General features: G+C 34.7%; 26 protein-coding genes. 13 read left to right on the top strand and 13 right to left on the bottom strand.

Annotated elements, in window-relative coordinates; all coding sequences use genetic code 11:
• Window positions 1-61: 61 nt before the first annotated feature.
• Together SOI85_RS05685 and SOI85_RS05690 are read left to right on the top strand one after the other, a co-directional pair.
• On the top strand, window positions 62-1252 hold the full coding sequence (locus tag SOI85_RS05685) for a GNAT family N-acetyltransferase (protein WP_320663454.1): 1191 nt from the start codon (window positions 62-64) through the stop codon (window positions 1250-1252).
• Window positions 1253-1280: 28 nt separating this feature from the next.
• Window positions 1281-1499 (top strand): hypothetical protein, encoded by a 219-nt coding sequence (locus SOI85_RS05690; protein WP_320663455.1) that lies wholly within the window; start codon window positions 1281-1283, stop codon window positions 1497-1499.
• Between the two features lie 143 nt (window positions 1500-1642).
• On the opposite strand, the gene SOI85_RS05695 is transcribed toward SOI85_RS05690, so the two are convergent.
• A complete protein-coding gene (locus SOI85_RS05695) occupies window positions 1643-1891 on the bottom strand; it encodes a hypothetical protein (protein WP_320663456.1) in 249 nt (82 codons plus the stop codon).
• Between the two features lie 252 nt (window positions 1892-2143).
• Here SOI85_RS05695 and SOI85_RS05700 point away from each other — a divergent pair, with 252 nt between their 5' ends.
• The 3 genes from SOI85_RS05700 (at window position 2144) to SOI85_RS05705 (ending at window position 3763) form a co-directional block, all read left to right on the top strand.
• A complete protein-coding gene (locus tag SOI85_RS05700; protein ID WP_320663457.1) occupies window positions 2144-2545 on the top strand; it encodes a DUF4346 domain-containing protein in 402 nt (133 codons plus the stop codon).
• Window positions 2546-2627: 82 nt separating this feature from the next.
• Window positions 2628-2720, top strand: coding sequence for a cytochrome b6-f complex subunit PetL (petL, locus tag SOI85_RS09740; protein WP_414477779.1), 93 nt, complete (start codon window positions 2628-2630; stop codon window positions 2718-2720).
• A gap of 98 nt (window positions 2721-2818) precedes the next feature.
• The gene (locus tag SOI85_RS05705; RefSeq protein WP_320663458.1) at window positions 2819-3763 is read left to right on the top strand and encodes a vitamin K epoxide reductase family protein; all 945 of its coding nucleotides are present in this window, start codon (window positions 2819-2821) and stop codon (window positions 3761-3763) included.
• 7 nt (window positions 3764-3770) lie between these two features.
• Here SOI85_RS05705 and nadB read toward each other — a convergent pair whose 3' ends face one another.
• Window positions 3771-5441, bottom strand: a complete 1671-nt coding sequence (nadB, locus tag SOI85_RS05710) for an L-aspartate oxidase (RefSeq protein ID WP_320663459.1) — start codon at window positions 5439-5441, stop codon at window positions 3771-3773.
• A gap of 19 nt (window positions 5442-5460) precedes the next feature.
• The gene (locus SOI85_RS05715) at window positions 5461-6096 is read right to left on the bottom strand and encodes a DUF3120 domain-containing protein (RefSeq protein WP_320663460.1); all 636 of its coding nucleotides are present in this window, start codon (window positions 6094-6096) and stop codon (window positions 5461-5463) included.
• A gap of 359 nt (window positions 6097-6455) precedes the next feature.
• Between SOI85_RS05715 and SOI85_RS05720 the strand changes: the two genes are divergently transcribed.
• From SOI85_RS05720 to SOI85_RS05740, 5 genes are all read left to right on the top strand, one after another.
• Window positions 6456-7856, top strand: a complete 1401-nt coding sequence (locus tag SOI85_RS05720) for a TIGR03279 family radical SAM protein (RefSeq protein WP_414477810.1) — start codon at window positions 6456-6458, stop codon at window positions 7854-7856.
• Between the two features lie 2 nt (window positions 7857-7858).
• Window positions 7859-9376 (top strand): TolC family protein, encoded by a 1518-nt coding sequence (locus SOI85_RS05725; RefSeq protein WP_320663461.1) that lies wholly within the window; start codon window positions 7859-7861, stop codon window positions 9374-9376.
• Between the two features lie 21 nt (window positions 9377-9397).
• Window positions 9398-10213: an inositol monophosphatase family protein gene (locus SOI85_RS05730; protein ID WP_320663462.1), complete on the top strand. Its 816-nt coding sequence runs from the start codon at window positions 9398-9400 to the stop codon at window positions 10211-10213.
• Window positions 10214-10276: 63 nt separating this feature from the next.
• Window positions 10277-11209 carry a YihY/virulence factor BrkB family protein gene (locus SOI85_RS05735; protein ID WP_414477780.1) on the top strand — a complete coding sequence of 311 codons (933 nt, stop codon included), beginning with the start codon at window positions 10277-10279 and terminating at the stop codon, window positions 11207-11209.
• 45 nt (window positions 11210-11254) lie between these two features.
• Window positions 11255-11581 (top strand): hypothetical protein, encoded by a 327-nt coding sequence (locus tag SOI85_RS05740; protein ID WP_320663463.1) that lies wholly within the window; start codon window positions 11255-11257, stop codon window positions 11579-11581.
• Here the strand turns inward: SOI85_RS05740 and xseB are convergent.
• From xseB to SOI85_RS05765, 5 genes are all read right to left on the bottom strand, one after another.
• Window positions 11574-11846, bottom strand: coding sequence for an exodeoxyribonuclease VII small subunit (gene xseB, locus SOI85_RS05745; protein ID WP_320663464.1), 273 nt, complete (start codon window positions 11844-11846; stop codon window positions 11574-11576). The two genes, SOI85_RS05740 and xseB, sit on opposite strands and share 8 nt — an antisense overlap.
• 15 nt (window positions 11847-11861) lie before the next feature.
• Window positions 11862-13004 carry an exodeoxyribonuclease VII large subunit gene (gene xseA / locus SOI85_RS05750; protein ID WP_320665133.1) on the bottom strand — a complete coding sequence of 381 codons (1143 nt, stop codon included), beginning with the start codon at window positions 13002-13004 and terminating at the stop codon, window positions 11862-11864.
• A 45-nt stretch (window positions 13005-13049) separates the two neighbouring features.
• A complete protein-coding gene (locus SOI85_RS05755; protein ID WP_320663465.1) occupies window positions 13050-13196 on the bottom strand; it encodes a chlorophyll a/b-binding protein in 147 nt (48 codons plus the stop codon).
• A 106-nt stretch (window positions 13197-13302) separates the two neighbouring features.
• The gene (locus SOI85_RS05760; protein WP_320663466.1) at window positions 13303-13686 is read right to left on the bottom strand and encodes a hypothetical protein; all 384 of its coding nucleotides are present in this window, start codon (window positions 13684-13686) and stop codon (window positions 13303-13305) included.
• 60 nt (window positions 13687-13746) lie between these two features.
• Window positions 13747-14019, bottom strand: a complete 273-nt coding sequence (locus SOI85_RS05765) for a DUF2973 domain-containing protein (RefSeq protein ID WP_320663467.1) — start codon at window positions 14017-14019, stop codon at window positions 13747-13749.
• Window positions 14020-14234: 215 nt separating this feature from the next.
• Here SOI85_RS05765 and SOI85_RS05770 point away from each other — a divergent pair, with 215 nt between their 5' ends.
• Entirely contained in the window at window positions 14235-15401 is a 1167-nt protein-coding gene (locus SOI85_RS05770) for a trypsin-like peptidase domain-containing protein (protein ID WP_320663468.1), read from the top strand.
• 18 nt (window positions 15402-15419) lie between these two features.
• Here the strand turns inward: SOI85_RS05770 and SOI85_RS05775 are convergent, their stop codons facing one another.
• Window positions 15420-17156, bottom strand: a complete 1737-nt coding sequence (locus SOI85_RS05775) for an ATP-binding cassette domain-containing protein (protein ID WP_320663469.1) — start codon at window positions 17154-17156, stop codon at window positions 15420-15422.
• A 79-nt stretch (window positions 17157-17235) separates the two neighbouring features.
• Between SOI85_RS05775 and SOI85_RS05780 the strand changes: the two genes are divergently transcribed.
• Window positions 17236-17418, top strand: a complete 183-nt coding sequence (locus SOI85_RS05780; protein ID WP_320663470.1) for a hypothetical protein — start codon at window positions 17236-17238, stop codon at window positions 17416-17418.
• On the opposite strand, the gene SOI85_RS05785 is transcribed toward SOI85_RS05780, so the two are convergent.
• Both SOI85_RS05785 and SOI85_RS05790 read right to left on the bottom strand, forming a co-directional pair.
• Window positions 17396-17626 (bottom strand): hypothetical protein, encoded by a 231-nt coding sequence (locus SOI85_RS05785; protein ID WP_320663471.1) that lies wholly within the window; start codon window positions 17624-17626, stop codon window positions 17396-17398. The genes SOI85_RS05780 and SOI85_RS05785 overlap by 23 nt on opposite strands.
• Before the next feature lie 33 nt (window positions 17627-17659).
• Window positions 17660-18013, bottom strand: coding sequence for a hypothetical protein (locus tag SOI85_RS05790; protein ID WP_320663472.1), 354 nt, complete (start codon window positions 18011-18013; stop codon window positions 17660-17662).
• Between the two features lie 185 nt (window positions 18014-18198).
• Between SOI85_RS05790 and SOI85_RS05795 the strand changes: the two genes are divergently transcribed.
• A complete protein-coding gene (locus SOI85_RS05795; protein WP_320663473.1) occupies window positions 18199-18498 on the top strand; it encodes a ribbon-helix-helix domain-containing protein in 300 nt (99 codons plus the stop codon).
• Window positions 18499-18503: 5 nt separating this feature from the next.
• Here the strand turns inward: SOI85_RS05795 and SOI85_RS05800 are convergent, their stop codons facing one another.
• Window positions 18504-19208, bottom strand: a complete 705-nt coding sequence (locus SOI85_RS05800) for a TrkA family potassium uptake protein (RefSeq protein WP_320663474.1) — start codon at window positions 19206-19208, stop codon at window positions 18504-18506.
• 24 nt (window positions 19209-19232) lie between these two features.
• The gene (locus tag SOI85_RS05805) at window positions 19233-20612 is read right to left on the bottom strand and encodes a TrkH family potassium uptake protein (protein WP_320663475.1); all 1380 of its coding nucleotides are present in this window, start codon (window positions 20610-20612) and stop codon (window positions 19233-19235) included.
• Between the last annotated feature and the right edge of the window lie 26 nt (window positions 20613-20638).

Consider the following 20638-nt stretch of genomic DNA (forward strand, 5'->3'; position numbering starts at 1 on the left):
AATTTTACAATCTATTTAACAATTATAATATGTAAAGTATAAATAATTAGTTTCTAATGATATGGCAAAGCTGATATACAAATGGAATGCATCTATTTCAGAAATAGATGAAAAAGATTGGGATTATCTCTTAGGTGAAAATAGTAATCCATTTTACTCCTGGAAATGGCTATATGCTTTAGAAAATTCTAAAAGTATAGTAGCTACTTCTGGATGGCAACCTTTATATTTATCAGTTTGGCGTGAATTTCAGAAGAATCCTGTAGCAATAGCACCTCTATTCCTCAAAGGACATAGCTATGGAGAGTTTATATTTGACAACCAGTTTGAAGAATTAGCTAATCAATTAGGCAAGAGGTATTATCCAAAATTAATAGGAATGAGTCCAGTAAGTCCTGTAGAAGGATACCGTTTCTTATTTTCTAACAAAGAGGATAAGCTATATCTAACTAGAGAAATTATTAATCAAATTGACTCGTTCTGTGTAGATAATAATATCCTCAGTTGTAATTTTCTATACGTAGATCCAAGTTGGCAAGTGCTTGCTGAAAAAGCAAATTGTGCAACTTGGCTAAACAAAACAAGTATATGGGAGGCAAATGAAAATAAAAATTTCTCAGATTATCTTTTAAAGTTTAATTCCAATCAAAGAAAGAATATAAAAAAAGAAAGGAATTCGATTAAAAAAGCAAATATAAATGTCTCAGTAAAATATGCAGAAGATATTAATCTTCAAGATATGCAAATGATGCATGATTTTTATGAAAGTCATTGTAGTAGATGGGGGATTTGGGGCAGCAAATATCTCTCAAGAGCGTTTTTTGAGCAACTTGCATTAGAAAAATATCGCAATGAAATTGTTTTATTTAGTGCAAATAAATCTGATGAAATAAAACCTATTGCAATGTCTTTATGTATAACTAATGGTGAAAAACTATGGGGTAGATATTGGGGGAGCAAGCTAGATATTGACTTTTTGCATTTTGAACTATGCTACTACTCGCCAATTGAGTGGGCATTCACTAAAGGCATCAAGAGTTTTGACCCAGGTGCTGGAGGAAGTCAAAAAAAAAGACGAGGTTTTATTGCAAAACCAAGTGCTAGTCTTCATAGATGGTATGAACCAAATATGGATAAATTAATCAGAGCATGGCTATGCAAATCAAATAAATTAATGCTTGAAGAAATTAAAGCAACTAATAATGAAGTACCCTTTAAAAAAGACAATGGAAAATTGTCTTTAATGACATAATTCTATTGTATAGTTATTTTAAAAGTTTATGAAAGAAATCGAAGATAGAAATTCTCAAGATAAAGAACTTATAAATCCAAAAGGGATTTTAAACTACAAGAACAAAGGATCACAAAGTGTTTTTAGATTATTTGGCATAGAATTAACAGCTCCATCGGGCTTAAAGAACCCAGGTACAGTATATATCTCATTTATTCTTGTAAATTTAATTATATTTCTTGTTTTAAGGAGCTTCGTCACAGGCTAATCATTTTCATTCCAATCTCTTAACTTTAATTTTGATCCGCAATAAATACAATTTTCATTCTTTTTAAATAATGGTGGACGTTTTTCAATAGAAAACCAATTAATACATAAATCACAATAAGCTAAAAACTTAACTATCATAATTTAAGAAGCAATAGGAAATTGAATATTTCTAAGCTCCTTTTTCATTCTCTTTCGAAGAATTTTATGTTCAGCGTAAATAGATGATTGACTTATTGGTCTTGAAACTTTTACATAATTGGCATTTCTAGATTTATCTTTTACAAAAGGGATGCTCGCTATAGAGATTTCCTGCAATGATCTTATAGAGGGGAATAACATGGCTTCACCAAAGCTAGTATTTAAATATTTCCTATCCAAATTCTTCCGCAATAAATAAAAATTTCAAGTCCTACTATTCATATTTATTAATTGCATCATTTGCAATTGCGTTAAGCTTTACTCTCTTTAAGCTTTCAGCTATAAGTTATCCAGACAGAAGATCAAATACCTTTTATGAGTATATAGAAAAATTGAATATGATTTTCAAAGAAATATTTCTTAAAAAGATAAGGGTATATCAAAATCGATATATGCTCTTAGGGACAGATTTATTGGATGCGCTTCTAATTTTTAGGTTAAAAAATGAACTATCAAATCATTGAAACCCAAATCAAAAAGAAGATTAAAGAACTTGATGAAAAGCTCTCAAAAAGACTTATCGAGCTTGATCCTAAAGGATATTTTATTGTCAAGATTGACCAGTCTGAACATGAGATTTTAGTAGAGCACTACAGCAATGATATCGATAGCTTAGGAAGAGCAATTAACCCTGATACAGGGAAGCCTATTGGATGTAAAGATGATTTACAACGCGTTCCCACTACTACATATAGAGGAAGCAGCGCAAAAGAAGTTGGAATAAAAATAACCGAAGGAAGCAATGAATATCCTATAAGTAGACTTGACCATGCTCTGTACTTAGGGAGAGAACTACAACGGGCAGAGGAATGTCTAAGACATAACAAAGACTACAAACAAGACTAATTAGACAAGTCTCTGGAGAATTGCCCCCAATTACTGTAATCTTTGTTTTATCATTTACTTAAAAAGTACGGAGCTTAATTGAATGGGTGTAATTTTTTATCTCGTCTTAGTTGCCGCTGGGCTTGGAACAGCTTTTCTTATTAATAAAGCTTTAAAAGCAATAAAGCTAATTTGATTATAGAAATAAGTAAAACAACGAATCTTGGGATTCCAAAAGGCGATATTAGAAAGACTTTCTAGACTTATCCTACAAGCATAAAAAATCTTCTAATAATGGGCACAACACGCCTTAAAACTCGTAGACGCTCCGAGCAAGGTTTCAAATGGAGCAGAATAGCAATAGCTATTCTCTCAACTGTTGGTGTAATTGATACAGGTACAATTACTTTAAATAAGTGGGGATTTATAGGGACACTTTCATGCCCTGGTGGAATTGAAGGTTGCAATAAAGTTTTAAATAGTGCTTGGGGAACATTATTAACTATAAATGAAACTTCAATTCCATTATCTTTAGCTGGATTTAGTGGATATCTTTTAATGCTAGTAATGGCATTAATCACATTTACTCCTTGGCTTAAAGATAAGAGAAGTGATCTTTCAAAAAGAACATGGTGGCTGATATTTCTTATCTCATGTTCTATGTCTATTTTCAGTATAGTCCTAATAGGAATAATGGTTTTTAAAATTCAAGGTTTTTGTTTGTTTTGTATAATTTCTGGAATAATTTCAATATCTATTTTAGTTCTATCTTTTATTGGTGGAGGCTGGGAAGATACTAGTGAATTAATCTTCAGAGGAATAATTCTTTCTCTTATAGTATTTTTAGGTAGCTTAATATGGGCCTCATCGGTTAGTCCTAATAACAAAAATATTTCACCAAATAACTATAACCTTCCTCCCATTGTTCAAAGAGAGAGTAATGATTCAGCTATAGAATTAGCCAAACATCTAAAAGATGAAGGTGCAAAAATGTATTTTGCTTATTGGTGTAAATACTGTGCATTACAAAAAGAATTATTTGGGAAAGAAGCAGTATCCGAACTTTTACTAGTAGAATGTGCTGAAGATGGAGTAAATAATCAAAGTGCATTATGTAAAGAAAAAGGTATAACTTCATACCCTTCATGGGAAATTAATGGAGAAATTACATCAGGAGCACAATCTTTAGAGGAGTTAGCGAAGATAAGTAATTACAAAGGATCGAAGGAATTTAAATAAAAATAATTTAAATATTTACAGGTCTAGTTGATATGTTGTAGCCAAGTTTCTGTCTGGAATGACATCTCCAATGAGGCATAGTGGAAGGAGTATCACTTCTATAATGTCCTCCTCTACTCTCTCTGCGAAAATAACATGCTTCCAGCATTAAAAGGCTTGTTATTTGTCGGTGATATAAATCTAATAATAGATTTATATCTCGCCGTTGATCTTCATCTAATTCATAGTGCATATCATACTTGTGATTCAAAATAAACTCTAGAAGGGGTTCCCTTTTAATCAGATCAAAGTCCTTACGAATAGAAGATATTGCATTTTTAATACCCTGAGGAGAGCGGTCAACACCTGCAACTCGCCAGAGTAAATTGCGGAGTTTCTCGATTTCAAAAATTAAATCTTTGGAGTTAAAAGTACTATTTTTTCTAAAATCTATTTTATCTATTTTTATAATTCTATTTTTATTGAACCTTTCTCGGAAGCCAGCTAATTCACAAGAAGAAAATTGCATTGCAAATACAAGACATTCCATTAAGGAATTACTAGCCAATCTATTTGCACCATGTAACCCAGTACACGCGACTTCACCAACAGCATATAAACCTGGCATATCAGTTTCTGCAGACAAATTTGTAGATATGCCTCCCATCCAATAATGAGCAGCTGGCGCAATAGGAATAATCTGACTAAAAGGATCTAAACCAAAATCTCTACATCTTTGCAGGATTGTGGGAAAGCGATTTGTAGCTTTTACCCTACCTATAGTTCTTAAATCTAAGCCGAGATGGTTAACTCCTTGACTGCGCATTGCTTGAAAAAGTGCTCTACTTACCTGATCTCGTGGTGCAAGATCCTTCCCCAATAGTTTTGATACAGGACTTTGGCCATATTTATCAGTCAAAAGTGCGCCTTCTCCTCTTAGAGCCTCTGAAAGCAAAAAGCATGGTGCACCATCAAGCTTCAAAGCTGTGGGATGAAACTGAACAAATTCGAGATCTTTTATTGCTGCTCCTGCATTCCATGCCAAAGCAATGCCTTCTCCACATGCTTGTGCTGGGTTAGTTGTATTAGCAAATAAATGGCCTCCTCCCCCTGTCGCAATAACTACAGCTCTAGAAGGGATCCACTTAAGAATTGAGCCATCTAAAACCTGCACTCCTAAACACATATTATTTTCAACCCAAAGTTGCGTAACTCGAATGCCTCGCAAATGAGAAATATTTTCTCTTTGTTCAACTTGATCTTGTAAAACTTCAACTAAAGCTCTTCCAGTGCGATCTTGAACATGTAAAACACGCCTATGACTATGTGCTGCTTCTAAGGTCGTAGACAAGACACCATTTTCGTTATCAAATTCCATTCCTAAACTCATTAAGCGATCGACACATTGAGGAGCATTTTGAACAAACATTCTTACTGCATCAGCATCACAAAGTCCCGCCCCTGCATTAAAAGTGTCCTCTGCATGACTGTCATCACTATCATTAATACGAGTAACCGCGGCTATACCACCCTGAGCCCATCTACTTGACGAACGTTTACTAGTATTCCGATTTAATAACAACACATTAAATTTATTAGATAACTCAATTGATGTCATTAGGCCTGCTGCACCAGCGCCAATCACAACTACATCCCAAGAACTTTCAGGAATAGAACCAAGGTTATTAGCTAAATTCATAAACTAAAGGATAAATTATTCAAATCAAACCACTTAATTGAGGCTGAATAAGAGTTGTTATCAAAAACAATCCATCAACCCAAAGGGTAGTTACAAGAGCCGAACTAGATACTATCCATGTTTTTTCAAAATCTGAACCTAGCATCGACCTTTTATCCATTAAATATGCAATATACAAAATCAAAGCTGATGCAAGTAATAATAAAATTATTTTGTCGAAATGCAGCAAATCATGAGCAGTTTGTCCTAATAATTTAGATGCATTCTTGAAGTTTGCATTCACAACATTTGGCCATGATTTCATTACTCCAGTACAAACAATCATGAAATCAGTAATTGCAGTTCCAAGTAACGAAGCCAGATAAAAACCAGAACCCATTCTCCAGCGAGTATTTAATCCAACTAAAGCGATTGGCAAAGCAATCGCTTCCACTGGAAGATGCCAAACAGGATATGCCCGTAGCCATCCCCAAAACAGACAACCTCCAAACCAGCTACCACTAACACCAATTAGAAGTGAACCAACATTGATAAAGCGATCTGCAAAAAATTCTATTAAAAGCAATCCTGTGATTAATAAAACAAAAGTAAATAAAAGTGCAGATAATGGAAAGATATGAACCCATGGAGCCTGAATAAAGACAGGTAAAATCACACAAGTACTTGCCCAGAACCTTAAAGTACTGGGCTTTGATAAATATGACTCCGAGTTAACCGAAGTCTTTTTAGATAGCGATTGGTTAACCAGAAGTGACTTTTTCCAAGGACGCGAAGCCTAAAGACAAAGCAATTAGCCCTTCTTCTAGAGAAGGGTCTTTACCATGATTTTAGATTCCAACGTTAAAGACCATAGCTCCACACAGGTTATCCATAGAGAAATTCACTTATTTGCAGTATTTATCTATTGAAAATCAAACTATCTTCTAAGTTTTTGTTCATAATATTAAAGTTAGATGAAGCCTTATAGCTTTTTGCTTGAGCTCACAATCTAACTGTCAAACAACTATTGCTTCTGTGTGGAAAGAACTCACCAATGACAGTCACTCCACTTCACTGAAAACGCATGCAAGCCAAAGTAATCTAAAACCTGCATTAGTTGAATCAGTAGAACCAGGATCTATAGGGGAAGATCTTGGCATTCAGCCAGGAGACAAAATATTGCGAATCAATGGGATTCGGCCCCGTGATCTAATTGACTACAACTTTTTGGTGAGTGAAGAAGAAATCAAAATAGAAGTTATTGATAAAAACGAAAAATTGCATCAAGTAGAGTTTGAAAAAGATGCGGATGATGGTTTAGGAATTATTTTTAAGGAAGCTTTATTTGATGGATTAAAGCAATGCAATAATAATTGTCCATTTTGCTTTATTGATCAACAACCTCCAGGTAAACGATCAAGTCTTTATTTAAAAGATGATGATTATCGTTTGAGTTTTTTATATGGTTCTTATTTAACTCTAACCAATCTTTCCAAAGAAGATTGGCAAAGAATAGAGTCACAAAATCTTTCGCCACTCTTTGTGTCTGTACACGCAACAGACCCTTCACTAAGAACAAAGCTTTTAAAGAACCAAAAAGCAGCTCTAATAATGGAACAGCTAAATTGGTTTTCCAAAAGAAATCTACAAATACATGCTCAAGTAGTTGTCTGCCCAGGAATTAATGATGGAAAGTTCTTAGATAAAACATTGTCAGATCTTTTTCAATTCGCTAAAGGTGATTGGCCAGCAATTTTATCAATAGCAGTAGTACCAGTCGGGCTCACTCGTTTTAGGCCTGATAATGATGGCTTAACTCCTGTCACTCAGGAATGTGCAGAAAAAACTATATTTCAAGTAGAGAGTTTGCAAAAAGAGTTTAAAAATGAAATTGGTTCCCGCTTTGCATGGCTTTCCGATGAATGGTATTTAATTGCCAATAAAAAACTACCTATTCGAAAAGATTATGAAGACCTGCCTCAGGAAGAAAACGGTGTAGGAAGTATTCGATCTTTTTTAGAAAAATTAGATTGTGCTACTTCAAGTCTGCCAAGGAAAATACCACATAAAAGAAGTATAAGTTGGGTAGTCGGAAAAATGGTTAAAAATGCTTTCTATGAAGCCGAGAAAAAACTTAACTCTATTGAAAATCTAAGTGTAAATTTATATGGTTTGCCAAGCCCATATTGGGGGCAAGAGCAAGTTGTAACTGGACTATTGACTGGAAAAGATATTTTAGAAGGTCTTTCCTCTAAAAATCTTGGTGATCAACTTTTAGTGCCTTCTGTAATGCTAAAAGAAGATAAACCTGTATTTTTAGATGATATGACTATAGAAGAGGTTAGCCAATCACTTAGAGTACCTATCAATATAGTTCACAGTGCTGAAGATATCGTTAATGCGGCACTTGGAACAGAACTATTAACTAGAAAGTAAAAATGAGAACTTCAACTAAAATAGAACGATTCAGTCAATTATTTCTAGGATTTAGTATTGCATTGATAACACTTAATAATGCAAGTTCATTTGCCTTAGGGGCAAAGGCTGAAAGTAAAAATAATATTTTAAAAATTAATAATAATGACCTAGAAATAAAGAAAATTTTAAATATCGAATTAAAAGAATTAGAAAGTCTAGTTATAGAAAATAATCTAGAATTAAAAAATGAAAGATTAAGAGTGGAACAAAGTAAGTTATTACTCCGCAGCTCAATTTCAGAAAAATATCCAACGCTGAGCTTAACCTCTAATGGATTACCTAAATATCTAAGTGGAAATACATATAATCAACCAAATAGTTCTATTAATACTAAAAGCAGTCAATTAAGCTCTTCAATATCCGCAGAATTAAAGTGGGATGTCATTAATCCTTTAAAAGAATCAAAAATTAAAATTGCCAGAGAAAAATTTGAAAAAGCAAAGCTATCTTATAGAATTAAGTTACGTGATATAACGCTAAGATCCTATAAAAGTTACTACTTACTGCAACAAGCATTGGAAGAAGTAAAAGTTGCTAAAAAATCAATAGAATACTCTAAACTAGCGCTGAATGAAGCAAAGATTAGACTTGAAGCAGGTATTGGCACCAAGCTAGAAGTCTTAGAATCTAAAACTCAACTTTCAAGAGATAAAAAACTACTATCAGATAAAATAGGTAATAAAAAAATAAAGCAAAGGGAGTTGACAAGTATTTTAAATCTTCCAGAACACGTACAAGCTTCAATAGGCTCTAAGCCAGAAATCTTTGGCTATTGGAACACACCTATTAATCAAAGTGTTATTGCAGCATTTGGTTACAATAAAGAACTAGAGGTTGCTCTGATTGATATCTCAATTAATAAAAAAGATGCATTAAGGGCTGCTGCGGAGAAAAAGCCAGTTTTAAGTTTTTATAATACGTTAAGTACAACTTATAAGAAAGGTGAAGCACTCGTATCCTCTCCAAGTATGGATAATACTTCTAACAATTTAAATAATACAGTTGGTCTATCAGCAACTTGGAAGCTAATAGACGGTGGAAAGTCAAGATCCAACTATTTATATAATAAGAATAAAGAGAAAGAATCAAATAATAAATATAAATTAAAATTATCTGATATCCAAAAAGATGTAGAGAAAAGCTTTTATGAACTTGAAGCTGAAGAGAAAAATATAATAACAACTAAACAAGAAGTTCAAACAGCTCAAGAATCTCTAAGGCTAGCAAATCTTAGATTTAAATCAGGGATAACAACCCAACGCGAAGTAATTAATCACCAAAGAGATTTAACAGATGCAAAAGTGAATCATATAAAATCACTTACTAATTACAATATTCATTTAGCAGAACTAAGAAGGAAAACAGGCATAGATTCATTGCAATCATGTTTTGAAATTAATACAATTGAAAAAAAAGTAAAAAATGACATAGATGAGTTTATAATTAGATCAAATAATTTAAAAGCACTTTGCAAATGATATTTTCTATTTATTAGGATGATGAATAAAACAACAACAAACTCACTTTCTCAACAAGAAGTTTATGCAGTAAATAAATTAATCGATGAAGTATCTAAGAGACAATTAAATGATTTTGGAGAAATTAATTCTGATATAAAAAATGATGGCACATTAATAACTGAATGTGATAGATGGAGTGATCAAAAAATAGTAGAAGGAATTGGAAATATCACTAATAAATCCGAAGGTGTTTTAAGTGAAGAAGGGTCGAAGATAGTTCCTGAATCAAATGCATTTTGGGTAGTAGATCCTTTAGATGGTACAACTAATTTTGCAGCTGGAATTCCTTATTGGGCAATTTCAATTGCAAGATTTGTTAATGGTAAACCTGAGACTGCTTTTTTAGATATTCCAGCTCTTAATAAAAGAATTCTTGCTATCGCAGGCAAAGGAGTTTGGTTAAATGATAAAAAAATTTCCAGGAAAAATCTATCTTTAATTAATAATAATTGCATTTCACTTTGCAGTCGATCTATAAAAATCTTACAACTTCAACCTACTAAATCTTTTCCTGGGAAAATAAGATTGCTTGGAGTTTCAAGTTTGAATATGACAAGTGTTGCTCTAGGTCAAACAATTGGAGCATTAGAAGCTACTCCAAAAATTTGGGACTTGGCCGCAGCATGGCTAATACTTTTAGAATTGAATTGTTCGATTATTTGGTTAAACGAAAATCCTGATTCAATCAAAGCAGGACAAAATTTAGGAGAGAAGAATTTCCCTTTATTAACAGCATCATCTGAAAAAACAATTAATAAACTCCTTCCTTGGGCAAAAGTCCTAATGGAAAACTAAATTATTCCAACCAAGATGACATTTCCAATTAATATTAAGTGAATACTAATTTCATTCCCAACAGTGGCCAATAGATTGATACGTCACGGGAAATGGTTAGTTAGCAGCTTATGGGGTGCATATGAAAGATGGAATCGTTGTGATTGTGTAGACCTTAGTGCTGCTTTTGCTTATTACACCCTTCAATCATTTTTTCCAATTTTATTAATCTCCCTATCTGTTGCTTCTTGGTTTTTAGGGAAGCAGCAAGGTCTAAATGAACAAATCATAGTCTTGGCTGCTCAGGTTTTACCCCCTTCAGTAGTTGGTTTAGTAGATACAACATTAGTGAAACTAGTGAACCAAGGTTTTGGAGCAGGATTGCTAGGTGCAATGTTTCTTATGGTGACAGCAGGCAATGCTTATTTAACTCTTCAACGTGGGGCTGATCGACTTTGGGACGATGTCCTACCTAGGAAAGAAGGGACTCCTCTTAGAATTCAAGCATTTAGATTTATTAGAAACAGGGTTGAAGCTTTTTTACTTGTTTTTCTTATTGGGTTATTAATGGTTGTAGATCAAATCAGTGCAAATATAAGGATGATACCTGGCGCTGTCTTAGAGGATCTCAAGAGAACAAGCCCATGGATTGGTGAAGCATTAATTAGATTACCTGTTCTACAAGTTGGTCAGTTTATTCTTCCGCTCATTGGATTTTCTATAACTGCACTGCTTTTACAAGCACTCCTACCTAGCAGAAGAGTCCCATTAAAACCTCTAATACCAGGTGCTTTATTAATAGGAACTTTATTAACTACTCTGAATCTTGCAGTTAGTCGAAGTATCCTTTCACTTGGTTCCAGATTTCAAGCTTATGGATTCATTGGAGGTGTACTAGTTTTAACCCTTTGGGTGTGGATGGTTGGAGTAATAATTTATTATGGACAATGTTGGAGTGTAGTTATTGCGAGCAAAAAATTAAATAAGCGCGGAGAACCGCACCCCCTGAATATTTAATTTGAATAAAAAAGATCATAATATTTCCAATCATTATCTAATTCAATGAACAAGCCTTCAGCTTTAATCTGGCTGGCTATTGTTCTTTTCTTGCTTTTACCTTCAGCGGCAGGAAAATTCTTCCTGGATTTGGCTGGAAGCTTAATTCTCATCTTCTTATTAGTACCAGTTGTATTAGGGGGTGTTGGATGGGTTGGATGGAAATTATTACAATCAAAGCTGACAAAATGTAATTCATGCGGTACAACTTTTTTAAATTCTGCATCTGAGTGTCCAATTTGCGGAATAAAGTCAGATAGAGAAATAAATAATCCCTATAACATCCCAGCAAGTAATGCAACCATTGATATTAAAGCGGAAGATACTAAGTAATATTTTCCAGATTTAATTCTTCAACTTCCTGCTCTAATAAGTTTAATAATTTCTGACAATGTTCTAAATAAGTATTAGCTTGAATATAATATTCATGCATTTTATCAATAGGTATCTTCTCATTTTGTAAGTGATTCAAGATTATATCAAGTTCTTTCAAAGAGTCCTCATAACTCATTTCTAAAATTTTATCATTAATGTTATTAGCATTTTGATTTTTACTATTATTTTTTGATCTTAATTTTGGTGACTTTTTACTATTCATTTATCAATAAATCTACTATTCTTTATAATAGATACTTTTTACTTTAGAGTCCATATTGCCATCATCAAACTGGATATTAATTAAATCATCTTCTTTAACAGCAGAAACACTTGTCAATAATTGACCTTGTTTATTACGTACAATACAAAATCCTTTTTTCAGCCAATGGTCTGGTGAAAGTGCATTTAAAAGATGTTTCTTCTGAATTAATTCATTTTGATGCTTTCTCAGCAAAGTATCTGGAGAATAAGATGTCAATAAATCAATTTTATCCCGTAATATATTTCTTTGATCCTTTATAAACCATAAAAAATAATCAGAGATTCGCTGTTTTTTCTGAAAACAATCTGATAGTGCTATCTCTCTACTAGGTAACAAGTCAACTATTGCGGCAGTTGGTGTAGCAGCTCGATGATCTGATACAAGATCAGCAACCGTAAGATCATCTTCATGCCCTATTCCTGTAATTACAGGAATAGGGCATGAAGCAATTTCTCTACAAATTTTCTCATTGTCAAAAATCATAAGGTCTTCACGACTTCCACCACCTCTTGCAAGGACAAGAGCATCTAATTTTAATTCTTTGGAAGAACTAGAAAGGCACTGAAGAGCAGCTAAAATTTTTGCCGCCCCTTCTCCTTGCACAGGGATAGGTACAATAAAAAGCTTAGTCATCGGCCATCTTTCTTTTGCAGTTCTAAGCATGTCAGCTAGAGCTGAGCTAGGAACACTCGTTAGAATGGCGATGGAATTTGGATAACGAGGTAAATCTTTCTTTCTCTTTTCGTCAAGTAAACCTTCCTGATCTAATAACTTACTAACTATTTCAAATTTCCTTAAAACTGTTGAGATACTAGGCTTTAAATCAATGACATTTATTGTTAAACGGGCCTGAGCTTTCCAAAAATTCAATTTTCCAATAACTAAAACCCCATCTTCTTGTTGGGGTTGAAAAGAAAGTCTTGAAACTTGTGAAGACCAAACGACTGCATCAATAGTTGCTTCGCCATCAGTTAGCGACATCCACAGATGTCCCTTTTTGAATTGGCATTTTGAAACAGTAGCTTTAAGGAGAAATCTTGGAGCAAAACCTCTATTAAGTAAAGACCCTATGGCCTCATTAAGCTCTTTAACAGAATAAGCAGGTAAGGAATCTATCTCTAATTACCTATTAATTGAATAATAGAGGGAAAAACGTTTTGTTCATCCAAGGCCTATTTGCGTAAGAATTCCCCTGCCTGTGAGAAGTTCTGTGCTTAAACCAATCAAAATACCCATCATGGCAAGACGACCATTCCAGATCTCTGCATAATTCACAAAACCAAAACGAGGTTGTAGGTTGTCAGGCATTTAGGCCCTCATATATAAAAATTATTCTAACGAAAAAAACTTTCTAAGCAGCTTTTTAAAAATTCAAAGAATTTAATTTGTATAGATCTCAGTACATATAGATTTACTAGCGAACATGCTTAGCGCCATCTACAGGATGATAATCCTCTCCTGTCAACTCCTCATAGATAATTGCTGGCAAACCAGTCTCAAACATTGTTTGCAAAGCCTCTTTGAGAAAAGGATTCCATCCCCCTGTACTCACATCCCCATGACGAACCGTCCAGTCCCAGGTTCCCTGTAAATCCCTAGGCATCCTCCCCTCTCGATCTCTTCTGGCAACTAAATCAAGTGATTCAACCAAGCCAACTAGAATAGGTTTTTTGCCATAGGCAGGGGTAAGGCTTAATTCAATCCTTACCGGATCTTCCTTTAGAAGTCTTAATCTGAACCTTGGCGGCAATTTTACAGTTTTGAGAACTGCAGCAACTATGCGTGTTCTTTGTTCCACAATTTATTTCTCCAATGAGCCATATATAGCCTGATTCTCGAATATTTCCACAAAAACCTATTAAGTCGGAGTACCTGATGACTTTGGCGGATCACCATCCCTAGAGAAACGAACAGTCAGCAAATCTTCATCAGTGATCTTCCCATCTTGATTCAAAATCTCGGGATGAATAGTAACCTGTCCGGTTCGATCCTCTTCAGAGTGAGAAATATTTTGCATATTTTTTGTTCCAGCCTTAGGAGTGTAAACACCTCTAAACATTACGCGAGCAGCTTGAATGAGCAGTACGCAAACCGCTAAGCCATATAAGTAAGGAAGAAAATTGTTCAACATGATTCTGTTTTACAAGCTATAAACAGAAATAAGTCAATGGATTTAAATTATCGCAAATTTCTAGTTCTTTTGTGCAACCATATTTTTTACAGAAGTAAAAATGTTCGCCTAAAAAGCCTAATGTTGTCTAATCATTATTTTGTTTACAAAAAATATTGGTTTAAACAACCAAATCAAAATGACTTCATTGAATTTATAAGGAAAATGAAAAAATTATGAGTAAAAAATCTTTAAATTCAAGTAAACCTATTGAGAAAATTTTTGCAGCATGCCTTTTAACTTTAACAGCAGTAACAGGTATATCGTCTCTATTACCTGGAGAAATCAGAGCAAATGAAAGAGATTCAAAGCTTACAGAAATATCTCCCAAAAGCTTTGTAGCTAAAGCCGTAGCAAAAACTGGTGACGCAGTAGTCACTATTGAAACTCAAAGAAGAGTTTATACATATAGAAATAATGGTATGTCTCGGGGCTTACTCATCGATCCATATTTTGAAAGATTTTTCAATTTCCCTGGGCCTACAATTCCCAAGTCAAGAATTGAAAGCGCACAAGGAAGTGGGGTTATTTTTGGCCCTGAAGGTCTGGTTTTGACAAATGCTCATGTTGTCGAGAAATCCGACAAATTAATTGTTGGGCTCTCAGATGGAAGAAGAGTAACAGGGAAAGTAATAGGTCAAGACTCTCTAACTGATCTTGCCGTAATTCTCCTCCAAGGAACTGGGCCTTGGCCAACTGCCAATTTAGGCAATTCTGACAAAATAAGAGTGGGAGACTGGGCTATAGCTGTTGGTAATCCATTTGGGCTAGAAAATACTGTCACATTAGGAATTATTAGTAACTTAAATAGAAATGTCACGCAACTAGGAATTTCAGATAAAAGAATAAACCTAATTCAAACAGATGCAGCCATTAATCCTGGCAATTCTGGAGGTCCATTATTAAATGCCGAAGGTGATGTCATTGGTATCAATACATTAGTCCGGTCAGGTCCTGGTGCTGGCTTAGGTTTTGCTATTCCCATTAATAAAGCAAAGAATATTGCCAATCAATTAATTAAGAATGGAAATGCTAGTCATCCAATTATCGGAGTAAGTTTATCCAACTTGCCTCTTGTAGATAAGGATGGTAATGAATCCCAAAAGAAAGGAGCCTTAATTCGTTACTTAATTCCGGGAGGTCCAGGTGAGACAGGAGGTTTGAAGATCAATGATTTCATACTCAAAGTTGGAGGTGACTTAATAAAAAGTCCATCAGACGTGGTAAATAAAATTAACGATCATGGTGTAAATAAGCCATTAAAATTCGAAATCAAACGAGGACAAGAGACTTTAATCTTATTTATAAGTCCAATAGATATTAATCAACTAAATATGAGATAATTAAACTATTTATTCACTTTACTTTTTATCAATTAATTTAGCTTTTCTATTATTTTTATTTTTTCTTTGCTTATCTTTATTAGCTAATCTCTTTGCTTCCTTCTTAGCAATTGCTAACTGTTCTTGTTTTAAAGCTTTCTCTTGCAATTTCTTTTCTTTAAAGTAATTATAATCTCCTTTATAAATAAATAATTGGCCATCTCTTAATTCAACTATTCTATTAGCTACTCTAGAAATAAAATACCTATCATGTGAAACTATTAAAGCAGTTCCTGTATAGTTCCTTATCGCATTTTCAAGCATTTCTTTAGATGGAATATCAAGATGGTTAGTAGGCTCATCTAAAATTAACAGGTTTATAGATTTAACTAATAATAGAGCCAATGCGAGCCTAGCCTTTTCACCTCCACTAATTTTAGAAACTTCCTTAAATACAGAATCATTGCTTAAACCAAAACTACCTAATAAAGAACGAACCTTAGTCTGAGACCAATCTGGAACTACTTCAAAAAGTGTATTTAGAACAGTTTTTGATAAGTCAAGTGCTTCTGCCTGATTTTGTTCAAAATATCCCGGAATAATATTATGTGTACCTAATGAAACTCTTCCTTCATCAGGTTTTTCAAAGCCCATTATTAATCTTAATAAAGTTGATTTACCTGAGCCATTCTCTCCAATAAATGCAATATGTTCTCCTGGTGATACTTCTAAATTAGCTCCTAAAAAAAGAATTTTATCTTCGTAACTATGTGTAAGATCATCTATAATGACAACCTCTTTACCTGCTCTTGGTGCTTGGGAAAAATTAAAATTTGGACCATTAATTTCTTCTAAAGGTGATTCTATCTTTTCAATTTTTTCAATCAACTTCTCTCTACTTTTAGCCTGTGTACTTCTAGTTGCACTGGCTCTAAATCTGTCAACATAAGCTTGTTGAGAAGCGAGCTCTTTTTGTTGCCTAAGGAAAGCAGATCGATTGGATTCATATTCAATTTTCCTTTGTTCTAAATAAGATGAATAATTTCCAAGATATGTTCGTGAAACTCCTCTTTCTGTATTAATAATTTGGGTGCAAATCCTATCTAAAAATTCTCTATCATGGCTAATAATAACCATTGCTGATCTCTGCTTATTTAAATAATCTTCTAACCATTGAATTGTCTCAATGTCCAAATGATTAGTAGGTTCATCTAAAAGAAGTAAATCAGGATCTTGTAAGAGTATTTTTCCTAAAGCGATTCTCATCTGCCAACCACCTGAAAAATCTCCTACATTTCTATCTGCATCTGCAGCATTGAAACCAATAGTTGGCAAAAGTTTCTCTATCTTCGCCTCCAGTTCATACCCATTTAAACCTTCAAATCGACTTTGTAAGGTTCCTAATTTCTTAATCAATAAATCTAGGTAATCAGAATCATTTTGGGCTCTATGAGATTCCAATTCTTTTTCAAGATCAGATTTGTCATTTAATACTCGCGAAGCGTCATCAAATGCCTGAAACAGTTCTTCGCGAACAGTTCTTCTAATATCAACATCAAACTCTTGTTTTAAATAAGAAATACGAGGTTCCCCTTGAAGAACAACCTTTCCAGAACTAGGTTCTTCTAAGCCACAAATTATTTTTAATTGAGTAGATTTGCCAGCACCATTTACTCCAACCAGACCTATTCGATCTCCTGGCTTAATTTCCCATGTGATGTCTTTTAGGACTTCACCAGTGGGATAAGTTTTACTAATGCGCTCAAGTCGCAGCACTAATTAAAAGCCTCATGATTACATCATCTTTTGTGACTAAAGAGAAAATGGAAATTTTGCCGATTTCTCGTTTAAGACCATGATAAAACTAGAACAAATCACTGCTCTAGTTTTAGCAGCAGGATTGGCAATACCAAGTTATTGGTTTTTTTGGACGCTTGCTGGTGGTGGTGGCTATGACCGTAGAGAAACTAAAGAATTACCTCAACTTCCAAAAAAAAGCATTCCCTCTAAATTAGTTATAAGCCACCCCGAGCCTTAATAATCCATTGTTTTGTGTCTGGATCTTCCAAGGTTGCTAAATAATCGGTTACTTCTTTTGGCGTCACAGGAAGTCCAAGACTATCCCCTATATCACAAATAGCTTGTAAAGCACCTTGCGGATCTTGTAGGGCCTGGCGAAATAAAATTTGGGTATAGCCGTGATCAGCTTCAATACGCTTGTAAAGCTGAGAAGCATTTCCACTCATCAAAAAAAAATCAACTAAAGAAACGATATTCCCCTAAGCGACTTTACGCTCGATTTTTGTATCGTAAAACTTTTCAGAACTAGTTTCTTTCAATCCTGAAGCTGATGCGTCTTCCATACTGCGTGCATCCATACAAAGAACTTTGCGCAATTGTGCAAAATTAGATGCTAATGAAATCCTTCCATCTTTAGTCGCTCCATATTCAGCTCTTTGAAGAACATGATGAAGATGAGTAAGTAAGTATGAACTAATTACTGCAGAAATTAAGACATCACTATTTTCGGAATTATGTAGGTTTTTCTTTAGACGCGTAGAAGAAGAAACAACATTTTCAGTTGAAAATTGGTCTTTAGTAAAAGAAGCCTTTGGGAGAATTGGTTTTTTCATAGTTCATTCCTTGAATTAACTAATGGAGTAAGAAAACAAATCAACCGGGGAAGCAGTCCAGTTAAAAGAACTTGTACTGATTTCACATATTGGTCGAGAAGGCCAATATCCAAACAATCATACTGCTGGATACTATCCTTGTGTATAAGTGTACACTATGTGTTACCCGTTACTTCCAGTGGGTCATGGCTACCCGGCAAAATTCATCAAGCGGGAATCCAAAATCCCCAAGGGTCCAAGTTGTATTGCCTGAAGATTTGTGCAACCAACTTTCCGCATTAGCAAAGCGCGAGTCTCGAACTGTTAGCAATATGGCTAAAGTTCTTATTCAGGAAGGAGTTCAAAGACTTGAAAGCAAATCAATAACACCTTCCTTGGAAACTAAAGCAATGACAAATAAAGATAAATTTATCTCAGCCTTAGAAGCACAAGAACCAAGACGATTACGAGGAGCTCCTAAAAGACTAAGGTTCCTCCGTCCTTGATGCTGTTATTCCTGAGGTAATTTTTGCAGATCTTCCATTAATCCCATTACAACAAGAACATGATCTTCTTGAAGTACGTACTTAGCAGGTGGATTAACTGTAAGACGCTTTGCTGGTCCTGCCGCTAAAACATTCACTAAATAATTCTTGCGCAGATTAAGTTCTCTTAAAGATCGACCTACAAAAGCCTCTGGCACCTTAATTTCATCAATCCCTGTTTGATCATCTAATTCCAAACGCTCAATCATATTTGGGCGTATTAATTCAAGTCCTAAGCGTTCGCCTTGCATTCGTGATGGAAAAACAACTCTGTCAGCACCAACTCTTTTTAACATTTTTTCATGCAAATCACTGGTAGCTCGAGCAATAACCTGAGTTACTCGACTACCATCAGTATCTTTAGCAATCAGAGTTGTCGTAATACTTGCCTCTATTGGCTCGCTAATGCCAACTACAACTGTTCCCATCTCTAATACGCCTGCTTCACGCATAGACTCTTCATCTGTAGAGTCAACAACTCTTGCTTCAATTGATGGTTCGAGTTGTCGCAACTCTTCAATTGCCTTGGAGGAAAAATCAACCGCAAGAACATCAGCACCATTACGTAGCAATTCTCGGCAAACTGCTGTACCAAAGCGACCTACTCCTACTACAGCGAAGCCAAGATCATCGCCTAATCTTTTACGAGACCACTGCCACCATTCATTCATAATCTTCCCTCACAAACAAAAAAGTTAAACATAAAGATCTTCATGCGGATAACCAACACGAGTTTGATGTTTTAACCTACCTGAATTAATCACTTGCCATATTGAACTTAACAACAAAAGGATACCTAACCTACCTACAAACATACCTACCACCAATACAAATTGCCCAAAATGTCCTAATTGCTTTGTAACTCCCAAATCAAAACCTACCGTTGCAAAGGCTGAAACACAAGTAAAGAGCATTTCAAGAAAAGAAAAAGATGCGCTATTTCCATGTCCGCTTGTCATGCTTAACAACAAGGCCATGACTAAGACAAATAGCAAAGATGCAACTGTTATACCAACAGCCTTCAAGACTACTTTATCTGAAATTTGACGATTTCTTATTACAACGTCATTCTGGCCTCTAAGAGTAGTTCTAGTTGCAGCCATAAGAGCTGCGATTGTAGTGGTTTTAATGCCACCTCCAGTACCCCCAGGGCTAGCGCCTATGAACATCAAAGTCATCAAGAGTAAAAGACCAGAATCAGAAATAGTTTCGATAGAGATTGGGATATTTGTAAAACCAGCCGTTCTGGCACTAACAGACTCAAAAAGAGAACTTACAAAACGCTCTTGGAAGTCAATTCCTGAAAAAAAGTTTCCATTGACAATTGACTCAGTCAGCATTAACCCTAATGTTCCTATGGCAATAAGTATGAAAGATGTACGAATAACTAATCGAGTATGAAGACTTAAATTCCTTATCTTTAGAGATTTACGATTACTCCAAATATCACTTGTTACTCTCCATCCCAATCCACCTAAAATAATCAACATGATAATGACAGTATTCACAACTCCATTAGTGCGATAATCTTGCAAACTATTTGACCAAAGACCAAATCCGGCATTGTTATAAGCAGAAATACTATGAAATAGTGATGCCCAAAATCGCTCAGCTGAGTTATTTATATCAGTAAAACCAAAGTAATAAAGAATAATTGCGCCGATGATAATCAGAGTTGCTGCTGTTAAGGCAATACCACGAAATGTACGCCCTACTCCACCTACTCCAAACTCATCAAGGGTTTTCCCTCGATCGAGTCGACATCTAAGTTCTGTTCCAGTAACGACAAATCCTTGGAGAAAAGTTGTAATAGCCATCAAGCCAAGACCACCTATCAAAAGCATTGTCGCAAGAATTATTTGACCAACAATTGTCAAGTCTCTTCCAATATCAATAATAGATAAGCCTGTAACTGTTACAGCAGAGGTCGCAGTAAAGAAAGCCTCCCATAAACCAACATCAGAAGAGGAACAAATCGGAGTTGCTAGAATAAATGTACCAAAAGCAATTATCAAGAATCCTGTTATTACAGTGAATTGAGGAACTGTTAGTTTCTTATAATGGTCAGGCCGCATATTTACTTTATTAGTTAATATCACTT

Source organism: Prochlorococcus sp. MIT 1223, assembly GCF_034092465.1.
Taxonomy (GTDB): Bacteria; Cyanobacteriota; Cyanobacteriia; order PCC-6307; family Cyanobiaceae; genus AG-402-N21.

Excerpts from the sequence above, each read along its gene's own strand:
- SOI85_RS05690 (WP_320663455.1), top strand. The coding sequence starts at position 1,281 with ATGAAAGAAATCGAAGATAGAAATTCTCAAGATAAAGAACTTATAAAT.
- SOI85_RS05705 (WP_320663458.1), top strand. The coding sequence starts at position 2,819 with ATGGGCACAACACGCCTTAAAACTCGTAGACGCTCCGAGCAAGGTTTC.
- SOI85_RS05740 (WP_320663463.1), top strand. The coding sequence starts at position 11,255 with ATGAACAAGCCTTCAGCTTTAATCTGGCTGGCTATTGTTCTTTTCTTG.
- nadB (WP_320663459.1), bottom strand. The coding sequence starts at position 5,441 with ATGAATTTAGCTAATAACCTTGGTTCTATTCCTGAAAGTTCTTGGGAT.
- SOI85_RS05700 (WP_320663457.1), top strand. The coding sequence starts at position 2,144 with ATGAACTATCAAATCATTGAAACCCAAATCAAAAAGAAGATTAAAGAA.
- SOI85_RS05765 (WP_320663467.1), bottom strand. The coding sequence starts at position 14,019 with ATGTTGAACAATTTTCTTCCTTACTTATATGGCTTAGCGGTTTGCGTA.
- SOI85_RS05785 (WP_320663471.1), bottom strand. The coding sequence starts at position 17,626 with ATGAGTGGAAATGCTTCTCAGCTTTACAAGCGTATTGAAGCTGATCAC.
- SOI85_RS05770 (WP_320663468.1), top strand. The coding sequence starts at position 14,235 with ATGAGTAAAAAATCTTTAAATTCAAGTAAACCTATTGAGAAAATTTTT.
- SOI85_RS05800 (WP_320663474.1), bottom strand. The coding sequence starts at position 19,208 with ATGAATGAATGGTGGCAGTGGTCTCGTAAAAGATTAGGCGATGATCTT.
- SOI85_RS05790 (WP_320663472.1), bottom strand. The coding sequence starts at position 18,013 with ATGAAAAAACCAATTCTCCCAAAGGCTTCTTTTACTAAAGACCAATTT.
- SOI85_RS05685 (WP_320663454.1), top strand. The coding sequence starts at position 62 with ATGGCAAAGCTGATATACAAATGGAATGCATCTATTTCAGAAATAGAT.
- SOI85_RS05755 (WP_320663465.1), bottom strand. The coding sequence starts at position 13,196 with ATGCCTGACAACCTACAACCTCGTTTTGGTTTTGTGAATTATGCAGAG.
- SOI85_RS05780 (WP_320663470.1), top strand. The coding sequence starts at position 17,236 with ATGATAAAACTAGAACAAATCACTGCTCTAGTTTTAGCAGCAGGATTG.
- SOI85_RS05805 (WP_320663475.1), bottom strand. The coding sequence starts at position 20,612 with ATGCGGCCTGACCATTATAAGAAACTAACAGTTCCTCAATTCACTGTA.
- SOI85_RS05730 (WP_320663462.1), top strand. The coding sequence starts at position 9,398 with ATGAATAAAACAACAACAAACTCACTTTCTCAACAAGAAGTTTATGCA.
- xseB (WP_320663464.1), bottom strand. The coding sequence starts at position 11,846 with ATGAATAGTAAAAAGTCACCAAAATTAAGATCAAAAAATAATAGTAAA.
- SOI85_RS05725 (WP_320663461.1), top strand. The coding sequence starts at position 7,859 with ATGAGAACTTCAACTAAAATAGAACGATTCAGTCAATTATTTCTAGGA.
- petL (WP_414477779.1), top strand. The coding sequence starts at position 2,628 with ATGGGTGTAATTTTTTATCTCGTCTTAGTTGCCGCTGGGCTTGGAACA.
- SOI85_RS05795 (WP_320663473.1), top strand. The coding sequence starts at position 18,199 with ATGGCTACCCGGCAAAATTCATCAAGCGGGAATCCAAAATCCCCAAGG.